General features: G+C 55.3%; 18 protein-coding genes. 11 read left to right on the top strand and 7 right to left on the bottom strand.

What is annotated here, in order from left to right:
- Positions 1-7 precede the first annotated feature (7 nt).
- Positions 8-1,234: an aminotransferase class V-fold PLP-dependent enzyme gene (locus tag AC2FI7_RS00395; protein ID WP_496815471.1), complete on the bottom strand. Its 1,227-nt coding sequence runs from the start codon at positions 1,232-1,234 to the stop codon at positions 8-10.
- 278 nt (positions 1,235-1,512) lie between these two features.
- A complete protein-coding gene (gene pyrH, locus AC2FI7_RS00400; RefSeq protein WP_010439624.1) occupies positions 1,513-2,265 on the bottom strand; it encodes a UMP kinase in 753 nt (250 codons plus the stop codon).
- Positions 2,266-2,362: 97 nt separating this feature from the next.
- Between pyrH and miaA the strand changes: the two genes are divergently transcribed.
- The 5 genes from miaA to AC2FI7_RS00425 all read left to right on the top strand — a co-directional run bounded on the left by miaA (position 2,363) and on the right by AC2FI7_RS00425 (position 10,124).
- Positions 2,363-3,262 (top strand): tRNA (adenosine(37)-N6)-dimethylallyltransferase MiaA, encoded by a 900-nt coding sequence (gene miaA, locus AC2FI7_RS00405; RefSeq protein ID WP_010439623.1) that lies wholly within the window; start codon positions 2,363-2,365, stop codon positions 3,260-3,262.
- A 366-nt stretch (positions 3,263-3,628) separates the two neighbouring features.
- A complete protein-coding gene (locus tag AC2FI7_RS00410) occupies positions 3,629-5,299 on the top strand; it encodes an ABC transporter substrate-binding protein (RefSeq protein ID WP_010439622.1) in 1,671 nt (556 codons plus the stop codon).
- A 119-nt stretch (positions 5,300-5,418) separates the two neighbouring features.
- Positions 5,419-6,465: an ABC transporter permease gene (locus tag AC2FI7_RS00415; protein WP_010439620.1), complete on the top strand. Its 1,047-nt coding sequence runs from the start codon at positions 5,419-5,421 to the stop codon at positions 6,463-6,465.
- A gap of 13 nt (positions 6,466-6,478) precedes the next feature.
- Positions 6,479-7,942: an ABC transporter permease gene (locus AC2FI7_RS00420; RefSeq protein ID WP_010439618.1), complete on the top strand. Its 1,464-nt coding sequence runs from the start codon at positions 6,479-6,481 to the stop codon at positions 7,940-7,942.
- A gap of 94 nt (positions 7,943-8,036) precedes the next feature.
- Complete coding sequence (locus AC2FI7_RS00425; protein WP_496833108.1) at positions 8,037-10,124, top strand: dipeptide ABC transporter ATP-binding protein; 2,088 nt, start codon at positions 8,037-8,039, stop codon at positions 10,122-10,124.
- Between the two features lie 116 nt (positions 10,125-10,240).
- On the opposite strand, the gene AC2FI7_RS00430 is transcribed toward AC2FI7_RS00425, so the two are convergent.
- The 3 genes from AC2FI7_RS00430 to AC2FI7_RS00440 form a co-directional block, all read right to left on the bottom strand.
- Entirely contained in the window at positions 10,241-11,227 is a 987-nt protein-coding gene (locus AC2FI7_RS00430) for an MBL fold metallo-hydrolase (RefSeq protein ID WP_010439614.1), read from the bottom strand.
- Between the two features lie 128 nt (positions 11,228-11,355).
- Positions 11,356-12,318: a LuxR C-terminal-related transcriptional regulator gene (locus AC2FI7_RS00435; protein WP_260025851.1), complete on the bottom strand. Its 963-nt coding sequence runs from the start codon at positions 12,316-12,318 to the stop codon at positions 11,356-11,358.
- Positions 12,319-12,414: 96 nt separating this feature from the next.
- The gene (locus AC2FI7_RS00440; RefSeq protein ID WP_010439608.1) at positions 12,415-12,993 is read right to left on the bottom strand and encodes a lytic transglycosylase domain-containing protein; all 579 of its coding nucleotides are present in this window, start codon (positions 12,991-12,993) and stop codon (positions 12,415-12,417) included.
- Between the two features lie 207 nt (positions 12,994-13,200).
- Here AC2FI7_RS00440 and ssb point away from each other — a divergent pair, with 207 nt between their 5' ends.
- Both ssb and AC2FI7_RS00450 read left to right on the top strand, forming a co-directional pair.
- On the top strand, positions 13,201-13,686 hold the full coding sequence (gene ssb / locus AC2FI7_RS00445) for a single-stranded DNA-binding protein (RefSeq protein ID WP_480454746.1): 486 nt from the start codon (positions 13,201-13,203) through the stop codon (positions 13,684-13,686).
- 18 nt (positions 13,687-13,704) lie between these two features.
- Positions 13,705-14,775, top strand: a complete 1,071-nt coding sequence (locus AC2FI7_RS00450; RefSeq protein ID WP_496815478.1) for a site-2 protease family protein — start codon at positions 13,705-13,707, stop codon at positions 14,773-14,775.
- A gap of 7 nt (positions 14,776-14,782) precedes the next feature.
- Here AC2FI7_RS00450 and aroB read toward each other — a convergent pair whose 3' ends face one another.
- Together aroB and AC2FI7_RS00460 are read right to left on the bottom strand one after the other, a co-directional pair.
- Entirely contained in the window at positions 14,783-15,892 is a 1,110-nt protein-coding gene (aroB, locus tag AC2FI7_RS00455) for a 3-dehydroquinate synthase (protein WP_496815480.1), read from the bottom strand.
- Entirely contained in the window at positions 15,892-16,479 is a 588-nt protein-coding gene (locus AC2FI7_RS00460; protein ID WP_010439601.1) for a shikimate kinase, read from the bottom strand. The genes aroB and AC2FI7_RS00460 overlap by 1 nt, the downstream gene beginning before the upstream one ends.
- Positions 16,480-16,558: 79 nt before the next feature.
- Between AC2FI7_RS00460 and AC2FI7_RS00465 the strand changes: the two genes are divergently transcribed.
- From AC2FI7_RS00465 to AC2FI7_RS00480, 4 genes are all read left to right on the top strand, one after another.
- Positions 16,559-16,708 carry a hypothetical protein gene (locus tag AC2FI7_RS00465; RefSeq protein ID WP_010439599.1) on the top strand — a complete coding sequence of 50 codons (150 nt, stop codon included), beginning with the start codon at positions 16,559-16,561 and terminating at the stop codon, positions 16,706-16,708.
- Positions 16,698-18,224, top strand: a complete 1,527-nt coding sequence (locus AC2FI7_RS00470) for a hypothetical protein (RefSeq protein WP_010439598.1) — start codon at positions 16,698-16,700, stop codon at positions 18,222-18,224. The genes AC2FI7_RS00465 and AC2FI7_RS00470 overlap by 11 nt, the downstream gene beginning before the upstream one ends.
- Before the next feature lie 2 nt (positions 18,225-18,226).
- Positions 18,227-19,183, top strand: a complete 957-nt coding sequence (locus tag AC2FI7_RS00475; protein ID WP_010439597.1) for a tyrosine recombinase — start codon at positions 18,227-18,229, stop codon at positions 19,181-19,183.
- 63 nt (positions 19,184-19,246) lie between these two features.
- Positions 19,247-20,554, top strand: coding sequence for an HlyC/CorC family transporter (locus AC2FI7_RS00480; protein WP_170778892.1), 1,308 nt, complete (start codon positions 19,247-19,249; stop codon positions 20,552-20,554).
- The last annotated feature ends 8 nt before the right edge of the window (positions 20,555-20,562 follow it).

Below are 20,562 nucleotides of genomic sequence, written 5' to 3' on the forward strand. Positions count from 1 at the left end.
TATTGGATCACAAAACGCGGTCAAGCGCCTGCAAAAGCTGATCAATTTCCTGATGACTTGTATAGTGCGTGAAGCTGAGCCGCAGAACCCCCTGATCTGGATCAACACCCATGGCCTGCAGAGGACGATGCGCATAGAAATCGCCACCACCTGCCATGATCCCATGTTGGGAAAGCTCAGCTGCAACAGCCTCGGCTTTTTTGTTCAGGCTTAACGCCACCGTCGGCGCGCGCTGTTCGGCCTTGGACGGGCCAATCAAACGCAAAGCGTTTCTATCTTTGACTGCATCGAGCAGTGGCTGCAGCAATGCAATCTCGTGTTGGCGCATCAGGTCATGAACAAAACCACCGCGCGCAGACGCCCCGGTTTCTGGTCCGCCGTGATAATCGCAAAGCAGATCTATATAATCAGCCATGCCAGCACTCGCGGCAATCTGCGCATGATCAGGACCGGCAGGTGTAAACCGCTTATAGAGCGTGCCACCGTTGAAATAGTGGGCCTGGTTCGGAAGCATCTCACTCAAAGGGCGTCGAATAACCATGCAGCCTTGGTGCGGGCCATAGGTTTTATAGGCTGAGAACAAATAGATGTCGGGCCCGAGATCACCGACGTTCGGCAGGCCATGTGGCGCATAAGAAACTCCGTCGACACAGACAAACGCACCCGCGGCATGCGCTATCGCCGTGATTTCAGTCACTGGATTAATCTCGCCGACGACATTTGAGCAATGGGGGAAGCAAACGAGGCGGACTTTCTCGTCCAACAGGTTTTCCAGATCCTGTGGGTTTAGCGATCCACTGTCCGGGTCAATCTGCCATTCGCGGATTTCGATCCCGTCTTCCCTCAATCGACGCCACGGGCCGGTATTGGCCTCGTGGTCCTGATTGGTCACAACGATGGCGTCACCGTGCCGCATCCACTGACGAAAGGCCTGCGCCAGCACATAGGTATTCTGAGTCGTCGAGGGGCCAAAGCTCAGCTCCTCCGTATCCACGCCCATGATCGCGGCCAACCGCCTCCGCGCTTCATCCATTTCTTCGCCGCCCAGACGGCTGGCTTCGTATGGCGCATAAGGTTGGACTTTGCGCTGTGTATAAAACCGGTTCAGGCGATCAATCACCGGCTTACAGGTATAAGATCCACCAGCGTTCTCGAAAAAGGCCTGCCCCTTCAGGCTGGGTTCAGAAAAGGCCGGGAATTGCGCCCGAACGAAATCGATATCAAGTGTGCCCATCACACGTCTCTCCCTGATGGCATGCCTCATTTCGGAAATCCGCCCGCGCAAGATCTGGGCACTTCCAAAACAACCAAGGCATTACTGTCCGGCCGCCATCCCCTTCAGAGGACATGCTATGGCAGCAGTCCTTCTGATGGCAGCTTGCTGCAACCAAACAGGAACAGATAGTCAGACGAAAAAGATTAGGTCAAGTCACTGTGCTGATAACATTTTTCATATCTAGCGCCCAAAAAAGAACCGGGCTGCTTGACCCGGTCTATGTGCTAATTGATGCCCTATCCCTGGACTTTGGTATAGGTGCCCTCACCCGCCAAAATACCGCGGAACCCGCCGGGTTCATCCAGACCAAAAACGATCAGCGGCAGATTGTTGTCACGTGCCAACGCGATGGCCGATGCATCCATCACTCGCAGGCGTTTAGCCAGCACATCGTCATACGAAACGTTGTCATAACGTACCGCGTCCGAGTGTTCTTTGGGGTCCTTGTCATAAACGCCATCGACACCATTCTTACCCATGAAGATCGCTTGGCAGGCCATCTCGTTCGCGCGCAAAGTGGCAGCGGTGTCAGTGGTGAAATAGGGGTTCCCGGTTCCCGCCGCAAAGATGCAGACCCGTTTTTTCTCAAGGTGGCGTACAGCGCGGCGGCGAATATATGGCTCACACACTTCGTCCATCCGAATGGCCGAAATGACACGGGTGAAGACCCCGGCCGCCTCAAGCGCGGATTGCATCGCGAGCGCGTTCATGACCGTTGCCAGCATGCCCATGTAATCGGCGGTCGTACGCTCCATCCCCTGTGCCGAGCCGGAAAGCCCCCGGAAGATGTTGCCACCACCGATGACCATACAGATTTCGACACCCAGATCGTGTACCGATTTCACCTCTTGTGCGATGCGCTGGACGGTTGGAGGATGAAGTCCGAATCCCTGATCCCCCATCAGGGCCTCGCCCGAAATCTTCAACATCACGCGGTCATACGTTGTTTTCGGGGTCTCAGTGGTCTCGTCAGAAGGGGAAAGGCTCATGTTGCGCTCCGGGCTGGCACGGGTTTATTTTCCGGCGCAAAATGAAGCAAAACCTCCGCAGGTTCAATGCGGATAGTCAGGGATGAGGCAATCAGCGATGGCCGATACAAATGAGAACCGGCTTTGGACGCAGTTGCCTCCGATTCCTGATGACAAACCGGTGCTGATCGCTGGGCCTACGGCTTCAGGAAAGTCAGCGCTGGCGCTTTTGATCGCGCAGCGCTGCGGTGGTGTGATCGTCAATGCCGACGCAAGTCAGGTCTATGATTGCTGGCGCATCATATCTGCACGTCCCTCGATCGAAGAAGAAAAACGTGCCCCACATCTACTGTACGGGCATGTCGCATATGATCAGACTTATTCCACCGGACATTGGCTTCGCGACGTCACGCCTTTGCTTAAACAAAAACAGCGCCCTATCATTGTGGGGGGTACAGGTCTGTATTTCACTGCGCTGACCGAAGGGATGGCCGAGATACCTGCAACCCCTCCTGAAATTCGGGCCGAGGCGGACGCTTTATCAATAAGAAACCTGATCGAAGGTCTTGATCTTCAAACGCTGCAGAAAATCGACACCCAGAATCGAGCCCGTGTTCAACGCGCCTGGGAGGTTCAGACCGCAACCGGTCGCTCGCTTGCTGATTGGCAGGCTGATACACCCGCCCCGATTCTGGATCTGGGGAATACAGTTCCGATTGTATTCGACGTCGAAAAAAGCTGGTTACTGGATCGTATTAATCGTCGTTTCGATCAGATGTTGGATCAAGGTGCCATGGCCGAAGTGGCCGCGATGCAGAACCGATTTGACCCTTCTCTACCAGCCTTCAAGGCCATTGGCGTGCCTGAATTGATGGCATGCCTAGAAGGCCGCATGTCCCAGGAAGAAGCCAGGGACCGGGCAACAATAGCTACACGTCGATTTGCCAAACGACAACGAACTTGGTTTCGCGCCCGCATGAAATCCTGGCACCACATTGATGCCGCGTCTCATCAGTAAGGAGCATTCCTCGGGCATTGGAAGCAGTTGGATTTCTTAGTTTTCTCCCCAAAAAAACGACCGAATTTGTTGCAGCGTGACTGTCAATTCTATCCGCGGTGCTTTCGGCTAGTTGTGCGAACACACCACGAAATAATCCTGAATGGCTTACTTTTCCGCCTGATGTCGTTTTTGTACCATCAATGACGATTTCCGACATTGACGCCGCAATGAAACTGGTGCCGAATGGAGGTCATGGGGATGTTCAATAGTCAAGAAAACAAGCCTGCGGCCCGGTCAATCGATCCAATTAGTTGGCCGTAGCGCCCGTTTCAATCAATCACAACGCGAACTTTACCTAATAACTAGTGTCACAGGGAGACATCTATGAAAAACCAGACAATCAATGGAAAGCCGATGCACTGGGCGGCAGAGATGCATGCTCAAGAGTATCGCGACGGCAATCTGAGTCGGCGCGAGTTCATGGCGCGGGTAACCGCACTTGGCGTCGCCGTTCCGGCGGCATATGGCATGATCGGTCTGCAATCACCTGCTGCAGCGCAGGAGCCCCAGAAAGGCGGCACCATTCGCTACCAGATGGAAGTGCGCGCATTGAAAGATCCTCGCACCTATGACTGGACGCAAATTGCGACCTTCACTGCGGGCTGGCTTGAATACCTTGTCGAGTACAACAACGACGGTTCGTTCAAGCCGATGTTGCTGGAAAGCTGGGAAGCCAATGATGACGCCACAGAATACACGCTGAACGTCCGCAAAGGTGTGAAGTGGAACAACGGAGACGACTTCACCGCCGAAGACGTGGCGCGCAACATCGCTGGCTGGTGTGACTCATCGCTCGAGGGTAACTCGATGGCATCGCGCATGTCGTCACTGGTCGACGAGTCAACGCAGAAGGCAGCCGACGGCGCCATCACCGTTGTCGACTCGCACACCGTAATACTGAAATGCAACGCGCCCGACATCACAATCATCCCCGGCATGGCCGACTATCCGGGCGCCATCGTTCACAGCAGTTTTGACGCGAACGACATGCTCTCCAACCCCGTTGGTACGGGCTTCATGATCCCGGAAAGCCACGAAGTGGGTGTTAAGGGTGTATTGGTTCGCAACGAAGGCTTTGACTGGTGGGGCTATGAGGCCGGCAAGGGCGGCTATATCGACCGGATCGAGTTCATCGACTACGGCACCGACCCGGCGGCCTTCCTGGCAGCCTATGAGGCCGAAGAGATCGACATGAACTGGGAATCGGTCGGCGAGTTTGTCGACATCTTCGACGGCATCGGCCTCGTCCGCTCGGAAATTCCATCAGGCTTTACCATCGTTATCCGCCCGAACCAGTTGGCTGAAGATGCGAATGGCAACAAGATCTATGGCGACAAGCGTGTGCGTCAGGCTCTGGCTATGGCTGTTGATAACGAAGTGTGCTTGGAACTGGGCATGTCAGGCTACGGCATCCCCGCCGATAACTGTCATGTCGGTCCGATGCATCCGGAGTATGATTCAGCTGTGACACGCATACCGTATGATCCAGCGGGGGCGAAGGCCCTGATGGACGAAGCCGGAATGGGTGATTTCGAACACGAAGTTCAGTCGATTGACGATGACTGGCGTCGTAACACCACCGCCGCGGTGGTCGCGCAGTTGAACGACGCGGGCATCAAGGCCAAGCATACCGTTCTGCCGGGCTCGACCTTCTGGAACGACTGGACGAAATACGCCTTCTCGTCGACCAACTGGAACCACCGCCCGTTGGGCACTCAGGTTCTGGCACTGGCCTATAAGTCAGGCGTCGCGTGGAACGAATCCGGTTTTGCCAATGAAGAATTCGATACTCTGCTGGCCGAGGCAAACTCGATCGCAGATGTCGACAGACGTCGCGAAGTGATGGCCAAACTGCAGGCGATCATGATTGACGAGGGTGTGACCATCCAGCCCTATTGGCGGACGGCGATGCGCCACCATCGTGACAACATGGTGGGTGTTGAAAAACACATCGCCGACCTGCCGCAGTTGTACAAGTTCGGCATCATCTCCTAACCAAACATCAAAGGCCGCGCCGCTCTGGTGCGGCCTTTTCGTCCTGAACACGGCGACCATAATAACAGCAATGCATGAAGCCGTTTGGCATTCATGCTGGCCGACCAACAGGGGCTAATATGGGACTTTTCATTCTAAGGCGCGTCGGCATCATGCTGGTGACTGCACTGTGCCTGACATTCCTGGTCTTCTTTTTGACCAACCTCTACCCGAACCTCGAAAAGCTTGCGAAAACGCAGGGCAACTTCCGTATGTCGGATGAGCAAGTTGAGAGCTATCTGCAGAAAAACGGTTACCTCCAATCCACTCCGATCAAATACGGTGAATGGTTAGGGGTCTTGCCTTCGTATCGGCATACGAACGAAGATGGAACCGTTCAGGGCCGATGCATTCTGCCCGGGAAAACTGCTGAAGAGTCTCCCAGTTTCTGTGGTATCCTGCAGGGGTATTGGGGTTATTCAACGGTCTTCAAGGAAGAGGTTTCAACCGTAGTTGGAAACAGGCTGGCATTAACCGGGCGGTTGATGTTCTGGGTTATGCTGCTGATGGTCCCTTCGGCACTGATCCTGGGTGTTTTGGCCGGAATGAAAGAAGGTTCAGCAACCGACAGGACGCTGTCGACCTTTGCCATCACCACAACCGCAACCCCAGAATATGTTTCTGGTGTTATCTTCATAGCGATTTTCACTTCGTCCGCTGTCGGCTTGAAGTGGTTCAAGGGCACTGCCACACAAGCGATGGAGAACCCGACATTCGAGAACTTCTTCCTCCCGGTTTTGACGATTGCGCTTTACGGAATGGGCTATATCGCCCGGATGACCCGCGCCTCGATGACCGAGGTAATGACGGCGCAGTACATCCGGACGGCGCGCCTGAAAGGTGTATCGTTCTCGAACATCGTCATGAAACATGCGCTGCGCAATGCGCTGATCGCGCCCTTTACAGTCATCATGTTGCAGTTCCCATGGCTGCTGAACGGCGTGGTGATCGTCGAGACCCTGTTCAACTACAAAGGGTTTGGTTGGGCGCTGGTGCAGGCGGCAGGCAATAACGACATCCAGTTGCTGCTGGCGATTTCGGTCGTGTCGGTGTTTGTGGTGCTGGTGACGCAGCTGATTTCGGATATCGGCTATGTCTACCTCAACCCGCGCATTCGCATTTCTTAAGGAGGGTTAGATCATGGAACCACTTACCTGGACCGGCTCTATCGCCTTCCTCAACCCGCTACTGTTGCTGGCACTTGGGCTTTTGGCCTTGTCCATCGTTGTCTGGATGCTGGCAAGTATCGTTCTGCCCGAAGACCAAATGACAGTGAATCCAGACGGAACGCTGAGTTCGAGCTCGGGTCTTCGCAATCTGATACAAGCCGCGCTGCGCTATAGTTTTCTAGCTATTGTGGGCCTCGCAGTTGCTTATATCGTGTTGGGCATTCTGATGGGCACGAGCGCCGGTATCATTGGCGCCATATCCCAGCAGTTCCTGCCGGTTTGGCTGTCGCTGATCATCCTTTATGCGATGTCGATTGCGTTCAAACGCAAGCTTGGACTTTACGGCAAACTTTTCGACAGCCCCATTGGCATGATCGGCTTTGGCCTTGTGATGTTTTGGGTATTCACCGGGATTTTCGGCGCGCTCGACCTGATCGTCACCCATGACCCATTGGCTCAGCTCTCAGGCATGAAAAACAAGGTGCCGGGTACGCCTCTGGCCAGCTTGGAAGAGGGTCAGTACGCCTGGTACCTACTGGGTGGCGATAACCTTGCACGCGACGTCTTCAGTCGCATGGTCAAGGGTGCCTGGATTGTTGTTCAAATCGCACCTCTGGCGACCATGTTTGCCTTCATGGTTGGTATCACTCTTGGTCTACCTGCGGGTTACTATGGCGGGCGGCTGGATACGCTTCTGTCGTTTCTCGCGAACCTGATCCTGGCCTTCCCAGTGATCTTGCTATTCTACCTGCTGGTCACACCCGAGATCGTTGCGACCGGCGTTCCTAATTATATGGCCGCCGTATTGTTCGTATTCCCAATCATCTTTCTGGGTGTTTTGCTGAATTCGCGGTACTACACACGGCCAAACTTTCGGACTCCGCTGTTGATCGGGGTACTTGGCGTTGCGCTCTGGTTGTATCTCTCGCTGATTTCAACCAGCGGCTACATCATCAACACTGACAGCTACCGTATCTGGGGACTGCCGACCTATCTGGATCTCTTCGACATTCCGGGTGGCATTCTGGTGGTGTTTGTCTCGGTGGTCTTCGTGAACTCACCTACGGTGTTCCGCATCGTACGTGGCTTGGCGCTGGACATCAAAACCCGAGACTACGTGGCCGCGGCCCAGACCCGAGGTGAAGGCCCGTGGTACATCATGCTGTGGGAGATTCTGCCCAACGCGCGCGGCCCGCTGATCGTCGATTTCTGTCTGCGCATCGGCTACACCACCATCCTTCTGGGGACCTTGGGTTTCTTCGGGTTGGGTCTTCCTCCGGAAAGCCCGGATTGGGGGTCTACGATCAACGAGGGGCGTAAACTCTTGTCGATCTATCTGCACCCAGCCCTTCCACCTGCGCTGGCTCTGTTGTCGCTGGTTCTTGGTTTGAACCTGCTGGCGGATGGTCTGCGCGAAGAAAGTCTGAAGGACTGATGTGATCGAGGCCGGGGGGCCAGCCCCCCGGACCCCCCGAGATATTTTTAGCCAGATGAAGGGGATCCCCCGGACTCTCGCGAGGAGATACAAGATGAACAAACTGGCGGATTATGACGGGCCCATCCTGGAGATCGACAAGCTGTCGATCTCGTTCTTTACCCGTCTGCGGGAAATTCCGGCTGTGATGGATTTTTCGGTTAGCGTGCAACCTGGTGAGGCCGTCGGACTGGTTGGTGAATCCGGGTGCGGTAAATCGACCGTTGCCTTGGGCGTAATGCAAGACCTGGGCAAGAACGGCCGCATAGTCGGTGGTTCGATCAAGTTCAAAGGTCGCGATCTGAGCGAAATGTCCACGGAAGAACTGCGTGACATTCGCGGCAATGAAATCGCAATGATCTATCAGGAGCCGATGGCTTCTTTGAATCCGGCGATGAAGATCGGCAAGCAACTGATGGAAGTTCCGATGATCCACGAAGGCGTTGGTGCGGAAGAAGCCTATTCACGCGCGCTTGAGGTGGTAACAGACGTGCGTCTTCCTGACCCCGAACGGATGATGAATTCGTTCCCACACCAGCTTTCAGGTGGTCAGCAGCAACGGATCGTGATCGCGATGGCGCTGATGTCGAAGCCCGCCCTGCTGATATTGGACGAACCGACAACGGCGCTGGATGTGACAGTTGAGGCCGCCGTCGTCGAGCTGGTCAAGGATCTGGGCAAGAAATACGGCACCTCGATGCTGTTTATCTCGCACAACCTCGGGCTCGTGCTGGAAACCTGCGATCGGCTGTGCGTGATGTATTCCGGTGAAGCGGTCGAGCGTGGTTCGATCAAGGATGTTTTCGACGAGATGCAACACCCCTATACGCAAGCGCTGTTCCGGTCGATCCCGTTGCCCGGAGCTGACAAGAACTCGCGCCCGCTGGTGGCGATTCCGGGGAACTTCCCCCTGCCCCACGAGCGGCCCCCAGGCTGTAACTTTGGCCCGCGCTGCGACTATTTCGAAGAAGGTCGCTGTGATGCCAAAGACATCCTGATGGAAGCAGTGCCGGGAAATGACAGACACCATACGCGTTGTCTGAAATTCCAGGAGATTGATTGGAATGCGCCAATCACAGTGGGTGAGCAAAAAGAGAAAGGTGAAATCGGCCGGACTGTCCTGAAAATGGACAACCTCAAGAAATATTATGAGGTGGCTGCGAATGCCTTGTTCGGTGGTGGTGAGACTAAAGTGGTCAAGGCCAACGAAACCCTGAGTTTTGAGGCGCATGAATCTGAAACGCTGGCCATTGTTGGTGAATCCGGTTGTGGCAAGTCCACTTTTGCAAAGGTTTTGATGGGCCTAGAAACTGCAACCGACGGGCAAATTTTGCTGGACAATCGCAACATCGAACAGGTGCCTATCGAAGAGCGGGATGCGAAGACCGTGGGCGAGGTTCAGATGGTGTTCCAGAACCCCTTCGATACGCTGAACCCGTCGATGACTGTCGGGCGTCAGATCATTCGCGCGTTGGAGATCTTTGGCGTTGGCAACTCGGAAGCCGAGCGTAAGAAGCGGATGCTAGAGCTGCTGGATCTCGTGAAGCTGCCGAGGGCTTTTGCCGATCGCATGCCGCGCCAGCTGTCAGGTGGTCAGAAGCAACGCGTGGGAATCGCGCGCGCCTTTGCCGGAGACGCGAGGATCGTTGTCGCGGATGAACCGGTTTCGGCGCTGGATGTTTCGGTACAAGCGGCGGTGACCGATCTGTTGATGGAAATTCAGCGGGAACACAAAACTACTCTGCTATTCATCAGCCATGACCTGTCAATCGTGCGTTACCTCAGTGACCGTGTAATGGTGATGTATCTGGGCCATGTGGTGGAACTGGGCACGACCGACCAGGTCTTTGCTCCACCATACCACCCTTATACTGAGGCGTTGCTAAGCGCGGTACCGATCGCAGACACGTCAGTTGAGAAACAGCATATCGTCCTTGAAGGTGACATCCCTTCGGCCATGAACCCACCGCCGGGCTGTCCGTTTCAGACACGCTGTCGCTGGAAGTCCGAAGTACCAGATGGGCGGTGCGAGTCTCATGTACCCCCGGTTCAGACGCTTGCAGATGGACATCAGGTCAAATGTCACCTTGCCGAAGATATTCTGGCCAAAATGGAGCCTGTCATCAAAATTGCGGCCGAATAATTCCTCGTAAAAGAATGAAGAAGGGCCGGCCCTCGACCGGCCCTTTCGATTTGCGTCACGATTGGTGGGGGGACAGGCGACGCAGGTTGTGGGTGAGTGGCAGTTTCAGTTTGCAATCAGCCCGTCATCACGTTGTTTCCAAAGTGCATGAACTCCTGATTCATGCCGGCAACATCTCCGGCTTCCAGCTTTAAGCTGGCGCTGTCGAGCATCTTATAACTCTGCTGGCTTTTGACCCAATCGTCCGCGGCCTGAAGCGTCGTAAGCGTGTATGACGTAACCTCGTTGAGGTAGTGTGTCGGGATGATGATTTTGGGCTTGAGCTTGGCGACAATATCATTTCCCTGATCGAAGCTTAGGATATGTTCTGACCCATCGACAGGCAAAGTCAGCACATCGACCTGCCCGATCGCATCCCAGAACTCCTGAGGCGGATTGTGACGGTTGTCACCCCAGATCAAGATGCGAATCCCGCCGGTTTCCACTAGGTAGACCACCATATCCATGTGGCCCACGTTGTTGGGCGGGCAAGCTTCGGCACCAAATTCGGCCAATGCGTTGGTCCATTCGTACCATCCCGGCGCAACGCAGGCATGTTTGTCAGCAAAGCCCGTGATCTTTAGGTCGGCAAACTCAAAATTCCCCGCCATCCTGTCCAAAACCATTGTGGAGCTAGGCCGTTCGATAGCGTCATGGTCAAAATGAGCATGAGTGGACATGGTTATGTCTACGGGGATCTGCGGAAATTCGTTGCGGAACCATAACCCCCATGCGCCCGAGGGATCATCCCGCCAAGGGTCGAATAACACGGTCGCTCCGTTTGGCGAGGTGATCTTGATGGCACAGTGACCGTAGTAGTCGATCCCAACAGTTCCCGTGCTGGCCTGCCCAGTCGAGCCCTGCAAATCAATCACATGATTGTTGTTGCCCGGCTGCAGCCAAGCCTGAGATTGTGCTTCGGCTGGTTTGCTACCCAGAAACGAAGCCCCTGCCCCAACGCCCGCAGCGCCAGCCGCCATAAAAAAAGACCGGCGTGAAAGGCCAGTTGCTAGAGTGTCACGTTCCCCGTTCAGAATAGTTGGCTTTAGATCTTTGCGATCCATCTTGATCCTCCCGATTGAGCGGGTGCGGCTGTATCCGCACCCTTCTGATCAGGTTAACAAGGTCTTCGTGGAAGGCTCAGATCAGAAAAATCTGGGGGGAATATGGGGGTAATCCCCATATTCCCAGATCACGAAATCGACAAAAGATGGCTGCGGAGGTTCTGATCCCGCCCTTCGAGTCCCAGTTTCCGGCGAATATTATTGCGATGAAAATCGATCGTTGATGTCTCGCGCGACATGGCCCGGGCTATATCTTTGGTGGTTTTGCCTGACATAACCAGCTGAGCGATTTCGATTTCCGTCGGTGTCATAACCGAAAACGCATCCGAGAGTTTGTCGGAAATCATCGTGGTGATGTCTTGCAGATTTCTCAATGCCAGTTCCAGATAAACTTGCGAGGCGTCGCCTTCGGTCATTTGGCTATGCAACTTGTCCAGATACGGCAGGACCATCGAACGAACCCGTTCAACAATGTCCTGATCGCGTTCTTTCCGGTCGTCGTCCAGACTCGTCAGCAATACCCGAAGTGCAGTGTTGGTTTCTTGTAACTCACGTGTCCTCAACTCAACGCGATTTTCCAACTGGGCCAGTGTTTCATTCAGCTTTTCCTCTAGCGCGCGCCGCAGATAAACCTCTTGAATCAAAGCCAAATCCGACTCAACCATACGTGCAAACTGCGCCAGACCCTCACGGAATAGCAAAGCGCGGCGATTGCGATGGCGATCCAGAACGCAGATGGTTCCGAAAACTGAACCATCCGGCCATTTCAGCGGAAAACCGATGTAAAAGGACATGCCGTGCTCCATGTCCTCATTGTCACTCCAGGCTGGATCGCAAGTAGCATCTTCGACAACAAATTCGCCGTCTCGTTCAAGGACACCCTGGCAATAAAGCTTGGGATTCAGGCGAAAATTCATGCCGACAGGGTACGGATTTTCCGGATGATCCGAGGTGATCAGGACCGCATGATCGGGTGCTTCGGTCTTCATGATCAATGTCGCTGGCACGTCCGCGAGTTGTGAAACTAGATCAACCAGGCGTTGCCAGTTGGCCATCGTTTCGGCTGGTATATCCGGTCGATCCTTGATCATTACAAACCGCACAAGTTTGAGAGCTATCTACCCAGACTAAGGCAGCGCTCTGTACTTGATCAAGAAACAGCCTCTCTGCGCCGCAGCACCGGGTTTTTAGCCGCCCCAGATCACTTTCACATAGTTCTGGGTCTCTTTGTAAGGTGGTATGCCGCCATGCTTTTCGACCGCTTTGGGGCCAGCATTGTACGCTGCCAAAGCAAGCCGCCAGGATTTGAACTTGCGATACTGCCACGACAGATAACGCGCGCCCCCTTCCAGGTTTTGGATGGGGTCATACGGATTGACACCCAGCAACCTAGCTGTCTGTGGCATCAATTGCGCAAGACCCAAAGCACCCTTGTGCGATTCAGCATGCGGGTTCCATCCGCTTTCCTGTTGGACAAGTCGCAAGAACAGCTCTTCTGGCACATTATGCTTTCGGGCCGCATTCCGGGCGTGATTCAGATATTGGCCCCGATAATTTCCGGTGTATCGCTTGGCAAACTTCCCGTTCTCAGTTTTAGGTCTAAGCCGATCTGAATCGCGATACTGGCTTGCAGCACGACCGTCCAATACCTTGGATTGCTTGAGGAAAAGCGCCTTTCGATTCTTTGTTGAAAGGGTTTCCGCCTGCGCCGAAAAGGACACAAGGCAAACACCTAAAACAGAAATACCACCGATCAGAAACCGCATTAAAGCCAATCCTGCACCCTCAACAACCAGCCGAATTATAGTTAAATCAGCCGGAAATGAAAGCTTGGTTAAAGTTGGCCTAATATTTTCCCATTCACCGTTGCAGCATCAATCATGTTTTAACCAAGTCTCAGCCCGTATAGGGTCAGCAGCAGAACACAGCGCCAGATTCGGGCGCCATCCAGTCAGAGTAAAACGAGGGAATAAATGGCGGGTTCAGTCAACAAGGTCATTCTGGTCGGCAATCTGGGCCGCGATCCTGAAGTGCGGACGTTTCAAAACGGTGGTAAAGTATGCAACCTGCGTATTGCCACTTCGGAAACCTGGAAGGACCGCAATACCGGAGAGCGCCGTGAACGGACAGAATGGCACTCGGTCGCCATATTCAACGAAGGACTTGTACGCGTAGCTGAACAGTATCTGCGCAAGGGTTCAAAAATTTACATCGAGGGGCAATTGCAGACGCGTAAGTGGCAGGATCAGTCCGGTCAGGATCGTTATTCGACCGAGGTGGTGCTGCAGGGCTTCGGCTCGACGCTGGTAATGCTCGACGCCCGCGGTGAAGGCGGCGGCGGTGGAGGCGGCTATGGCGGCGGACAAGCCAGCGGCGGATATGGCGACCCATATGGCGGCCCCTCCAGCGCACCAGCCCCTGCGTCGGGCGGAATCGACGATGACGAGATTCCGTTCTAAACCAAGCGGAGACTAAATATGGCATGGTCCTTCTCACTTGGCCGATTACTCGGCTCGGAACTGAGGGTCCATGTCACCTTCTTTTTGCTGCTCGCCTGGGTTGGTTTTGCGGCCTATTCCAGCGGCGGCTTGCCTGCGGCGATTGACAATGTCGTATTCGTACTCGCTTTGTTTGCTTGTGTTGTGGCACATGAGTTCGGCCACGCGCTGATGGCGCGGAGATATGGCATCCGTACCCCTGACATCACTCTGTTACCGATTGGCGGGCTGGCGCGCCTTGAGCGAATGCCAGAAAAACCGATGCAAGAGGTCTGGGTCGCCCTCGCTGGACCCGCCGTAAACATCGCGATTTGGGCGATTCTTGTTGTCTTGGGGGCAAGCATACAGCTTGGTTCACTCGACCAGATTGACTCGGCCGCAACCGGCCTGCTCAGCCGTTTGGCCTATGTGAACCTGCTGTTGGCGGCCTTTAACATGATCCCGGCTTTCCCGATGGATGGAGGACGCGTCTTCCGCGCCTTGCTGTGCATGAAAATGGAACGCGCCAAGGCAACCCGCATTGCAGCACTCGGAGGTCAGATCGTTGCTGTTGGGCTTGGATTTCTGGGGCTAACCTCGGGCAACCCGATACTGGTTCTGATCGCCGTGTTTGTTTTCATCGCCGCAAACGCTGAAAATCAGGACGTCGCGCTGCGCTCGGTTGCGCGGCGTGTCATGGCGCGGGATGCCATGATTACCGAATTCAAAGCTCTGTCGCCCGACGACACGCTGGCAACGGCAGCGCAGGCAGTCATTCACACAACCCAGCATGAGTTTCCGGTTATAGATCAGAATGGTGGCCTTATGGGGTTTGTCACCCGCGACCGCCTGTTTACCGCATTGGCGGGTGACCATCCCCGCTCGGAATTGGCGGTCTCGATTATGGATACCAATATTCCGCAGGTTGAGCTGACCAGCGGATTGGACAAAGTCCTGAATGGCCTACACAAAGGTGCGCCCGCGATTGCCGTATGCACCAAATCGGGGCACATGGTCGGCTATATCACGCGTGAAAATATCGGCGAGTTGATGGTGATCCAGGGGCGCTAAGCCTCAATCACACCTCCAACGCGTCCTTAAGTACAGAAACCACCGTCTCGCGGGGCACATCCGGTGTGACGAAAGCTTGCCCGATCCCTCGCGCCATAATGAACCGCAACTGACCGTCCATGACCTTTTTGTCCTGCGCCATCAGATCGACCAGCGTTTCCGCATCCGGCAACTCACCCGGGATATCAGCAAGGTCCGTCTTCATACCCATCGCGCTCAAATGCGCCCTGACGCGGCTCGGGTCTTCTTGCGAACACAAGCCCAACCGAGAAGAAGTCTCAAACGCCAGCGCACACCCGATGGCGACACCTTCGCCGTGCAACAAGCGATCTGAATAGCCCGTTGCGGCCTCAAGCGCGTGACAGAAGGTATGACCCAGATTGAGCAAAGCCCGGTCGCCCTGCTCGGTCTCATCACGCGCCACGATATCGGCCTTCATCTGAACCGAGCGTGTGACAGCCTGCACCCGCGCTGCCATGTCGCCGGACGTCAACAGAGGCCCGTTATCTTCTAGCCACTCAAAGAACTGGGCATCACCCAACAGTCCGTATTTGACGACCTCACCATATCCAGCGAGAAAGTCTCGCGTCTGTAACGTGCCCAGCACGTCAGTATCGGCCAATACCAGTGACGGCTGATGAAACGCGCCGATCAGGTTCTTGCCCTGCGACGCATTGATCCCGGTCTTGCCGCCAACCGAGCTGTCGACCTGCGCCAACAGCGAGGTCGGTATCTGAACAAAGCTCACTCCGCGCCGCATCACTGCAGCAGCAAAACCCGCCAGATCGCCGATCACCCCGCCACCAAGCGCAACGACAATGTCGTTCCGTTCAACCTTTTCCGCCAGCAACCATTCCACCGCGCGCTCAAAATGCGGCCAGCTTTTGGTTGCCTCACCGGCTGGAAGCGCCAGCGCAGTCATCTTGATACCGGCTGACGCCAATCCATCACGCAGGGCATCCAGATGCATTCCCGCGACCGTTTCATCGGTCAGAACCGCGACACGCGGACGCTTTAATAACGGGGCAATCCGTTCCCCAGATTGCGCCAAAAGTCCGGGGCCGATTTCAACATCATAAGAACGCTCGGCCAGGTCAACATGTACAGTTTGATGCATTAATTTCGTTCCAAAATATCTGGGCGTGTCACCAAGGCGGCGATGACCCGATCCACCATATCTTCGATTGCGGTCTCACCATCCGAGTCCGCCACCAGATCAGATTGTTCATAGATCGGCACCCGCGCTTCATACAAGTCGCGCAGCGTCGCATAGGGGTCCGCTGTACGCAGCAGAGGCCGCGTATCCTTGTGTTTGACACGATTCCACAGCACATCCAAATCAGCCTTTAACCAAACCGAGGCACCACGATCCGAGATCATTTTGCGATTACCTTCGGCAAGAAACGCACCACCACCTGTCGACAGGATACCTCTTTCTTCGTCTAAAAGCCGCCCGATAATCTGACTTTCCTTGCTGCGAAAGAACGCTTCTCCATCCCGTGCGAAGATTTCAGGGATGGTCATGTTGGCTGCCGATTCGATTTCGGTATCGCTGTCAAGAAAAGGAACACCCAGCCGGGCAGCCAGCGCACGACCCACGGCTGTTTTGCCTGCCCCCATCATTCCAACCAAAACGACGGTTTTGTGCAGTCGAAACTGCGTCGCTGTGTCAGAAGGCACCGTGTTATGCTTAATTTCGCTCATTTCGTCGTGAATGACGTGATCTTAGGGAAAATGCTAGTTATAACTTGGCCAAAAGCAAAAATTGAGGCAGCGTTCACCCATGGGCCGTTTGATCAAGTTCCTGATATACATCATTTGCCTGTGTTTCATCGGGCTGGTTGGGTATGCCTATATCGGGCCGTATTTCGGCGCGGACTTCTCCGCCCCGAAAAATGAAATTCGCGAGCCGGTCATCCTGAATGCAGACTAAAGGCACCTTACTGGCGCTTTTTCTGGCCGGAACCGCACAGGCGCAAACGCAAGAGCCATTGTCAGTCATCGACTGGCTAACTGACCCGCCAGAAAACCTGCCGGGCACGGTGCTGATGGAACCCCCTGTGACGCAGACGGGACTGCAACCCGAGGTGCAGGTCACCCCGTTGGAGGCGCTGTCCCCTCCTCTGGGGTTGGTTGCGTCTTCAGTCACTGGTCTGCCGGTGGACCTGTGGCGCAGCAGCGATGCTGATCGGCTCGCGGATTTGATCTCGAAGGTACAGGTCAAGTCCAACCCAGCGATGCAACGATTGTTATTTACGTTGCTCTTGTCCGAAGCCCGCGCCCCAGCGGGTGGGCAGGCGGAAGACACATTGCTGATGGCGCGACTCGAACGTCTTATGCAATTGGGCGCATCCGATCCGGTGCAATCCTTGGTTCAACTGGCCGGTCCGACCGATACGCAAGACCGCTTTAGACGTTGGTTCGATGCCACGTTGCTGACCGGTGACGAAGATCGAAGCTGCACAGCCCTTATCGCACAGCCGAATTTATCAAGGAACTACGCCGCTCAGATATTCTGTAAGGCGCGCCGAGGGGATTGGTCCTCGGCAGCGCTTACACTTGAAGCAGCACATGCGTTGCAGGTCTTGCCCGACGATCAGCTTGCCCTGCTCGATCGCTTTCTCAGCCCTGAATTGTTCGAAGGGGCCGAGTATCTTCCACAACCCGAAGATCCTGATCCTCTCACCTTCCGAATGTTCGAAGCCATTGGTGAACGCCTGCCCACGGCATCTCTGCCTCGGGCCTTTGCAAACGCTGATTTGCGGGACGTTGCGGGGTGGAAAGCTCAGATCGAAGCTGCCGAACGGTTGACGCGGATTGGTGCTCTGACGCCAAACCAGTTGCTTGGCCTTTATACCGAACGCTCCCCTGCAGCCTCAGGTGCGGTATGGGATCGTGTCTCAGCCATACAAAAGTTCGAAGCCGCGCTCGAAACTGGCAAGCCGGTGCCAGTTTCAAACGCGTTAACAGCTGTTTGGGCACAGATGAAATCGGTCGGCCTGGAAGTGCCCTTTGCAGAATTGTTTGCGCCGCGTCTGGCATCAATGAAGTTGCCCGATCAGACTGCAGAAAACCTCCGTTGGCGTATTCTGCTTTTGTCCGAGCTTTATGAAGACGCGGCACGCACGATGCCTGACGAGTCGGACGCCAACAAGTTTTTGTCCGCCCTTGCACAAGGCGATCCGCAGCGCGCGCCCTCTCCTACCCCACTCGCTGATGCCATTTCACAAGGTTTTGCCTGGTCTGCGCCTGTCCCTTCGGACATAAACGCCATGCTGCTCAATGATCAGTTGGGCGAGGCCATTCTGGAAACGATGCAGTTGTTCGCCCATGGCGCGCGCGGCAATCTGGTGGATCTGACGGCCGCGATTGCCACGTTCCGACGTGTCGGGCTCGAAGATACCGCGCGCCGAGCTGCATTACAGCTCATGATCCTGAACGGGGCCTGAGGATGACCGCACCCTCGTCTCAGGATCTGTGGGTTTCCACCTTCCTCGAAGCGCAAGCCGCCGAACTCGGGGCTGCAACCAATACCTTGCTTGCATACGGACGCGACCTTAAGGATTTCTCAGACTGGCTGACACGACGAAAGTCTGGCTTTGCCGAGGCTGACCGAGACGGGATCGAAGGCTACTTGATCGACTGCGATGCGCAGGGCCTGTCCCGCGCCACCCGCGCGCGGCGGTTGTCTGCGATCAAGCAGTTGTATCGATTTGCGTTCGAGGAGGGATGGCGTGACAGCAACCCCGCGATCCAGATCAAAGGCCCCGGACGTGCGAAACGACTGCCCAAAACGCTGGATGTGCCTGAGGTTGACCGCCTGCTTGCCGCAGCACGCCGAACGGGTCGGTCCGAAGCCGACAGAATACGCAACACCTGTTTGATGGAGCTTCTTTACGCAACAGGGATGCGGGTGACTGAACTTGTGTCGTTGCCGGTAAGCTCTGCCAGAGGCGACCCCCGGATGCTGTTAGTTCTAGGCAAAGGTGGCAAAGAGCGGATGGTCCCGCTATCCCCTCCCGCGCGCGAAGCGTTAAGCGGATGGCTCATGGTCCGCGATGCGGCTGAAGAGCAAGCGATAAAAAAAGGTGCACAGGCATCACGTTTTCTGTTTCCTTCGCGCGGGAAATCAGGGCATTTGACACGGCATCGCTTCTTCCTTCTGGTCAAGGAACTGGCCGTCGAGGGCGGCGTTTCACCCGAGAAGGTCACCCCGCACACACTGCGCCATGCGTTTGCGACGCATCTGCTGGCCAATGGTGCGGATTTACGCTCGATCCAGACACTTCTGGGCCATGCGGATGTCGCCACAACCGAGATTTATACCCATGTTCTGGATGAACGCTTGTCGGAACTGGTGCTGGAACACCACCCGCTTGCCAAGGATGACACCACAGATCAAGGCTAACCCCTTGATCGGACGTGGTCGCAGCCCCATAACGGATGCAGCAACAAGAATAACCTAGGACCGATGGAACCCACCTCTTCTTTGCTCGACAGTGCATTCTGGATCACGACAGGATCCATTCTTCTTCTCCTTGTGCTATCGGGCTTTTTCTCTGGCTCGGAAACCGCCCTGACTGCGTCATCACGCGGAAAGCTAAGGGCGCAGGCTGACAAAGGTTCACGCGGGGCGCAGAAGGCGCTGGATATTACCGACGACAACGAACGCCTGATCGGCTCGGTCCTGTTGGGCAATAACCTTGTCAACATCCTTGCCGCTTCGCTGGCCACAGCACTGTTTACGCGGCTATTCGGCGAAAGCGGAGTGGCATTGGCGACGCTAGTGATGACCTTGCTGGTGTTGATCTTTGCCGAAGTGCTGCCCAAGACCTACGCTATTACAAACGCTGAAAAGGCTGCCGCATGGGTCGCGCCTGTTATCGGTGTTGTCGTGACGGTGTTTTCGCCCGTCGTAGCCGCCGTCCGGCTTCTCGTGCGCGGAGTGCTGCGCTTGTTTGGCGTAAAAATCGACCCTGACAGCAACATTCTCGCGGTGCGGGAAGAAATCGCTGGCGCGCTGCAACTGGGCCATTCCGAAGGAGTTGTCGAAAAGGAAGATCGCGACCGTATTCTGGGTGCGCTGGATCTTGGTGATCGCGCGGTGGAAGAGATCATGCTCCATCGCTCGAATATTGAGATGATTGATGCCGATGATGAACCCGAGGCGATCCTTAAACAATGCCTGGAAAGCCCCCACACCCGCCTGCCGGTTTTTCGGGAGGAACAGGAAAACATCGTGGGTGTGGTCCATGCCAAGGACTTGTTTCGCGCGATGTACGCCCAAGTCGGCGGTGCAGATGGCGATCCGGAGCGGCTTAAGAATTTCGACATCGCAAAGGTGGCTAACGATCCTTATTTCGTTCCTGAAACCACCACTCTGGACGACCAGATGCGCGAGTTTCTTAGGATGCATAGCCATTTCGCGCTTGTTGTGGATGAGTATGGATCGCTGCGCGGATTGATCACGCTCGAGGATATTCTGGAAGAAATCGTCGGTGAGATCGCCGACGAGTTCGACATCGACGAAGAAGTACCCGTCACCCGCACCGATGATGGCCAATTCCTCGTCGAAGGTGCAATGACCATCCGCGACGTCAATCGCGCCCTCGACTGGGCCCTGCCGGACGAAGAAGCCAACACTTTGGCTGGTCTTGTCATTCACGAAGCACAGATGATCCCGATCGTTGGGCAGGTGTTTTCATTTCACGGCTTTCGGTTCGAAGTCACCGCACGCGAGGGTAACCGGATCACGGCCCTCAAAGTGCGACCTCTTTAGGTTCGGCA

Source organism: Ruegeria sp. YTSA064, assembly GCF_059610325.1.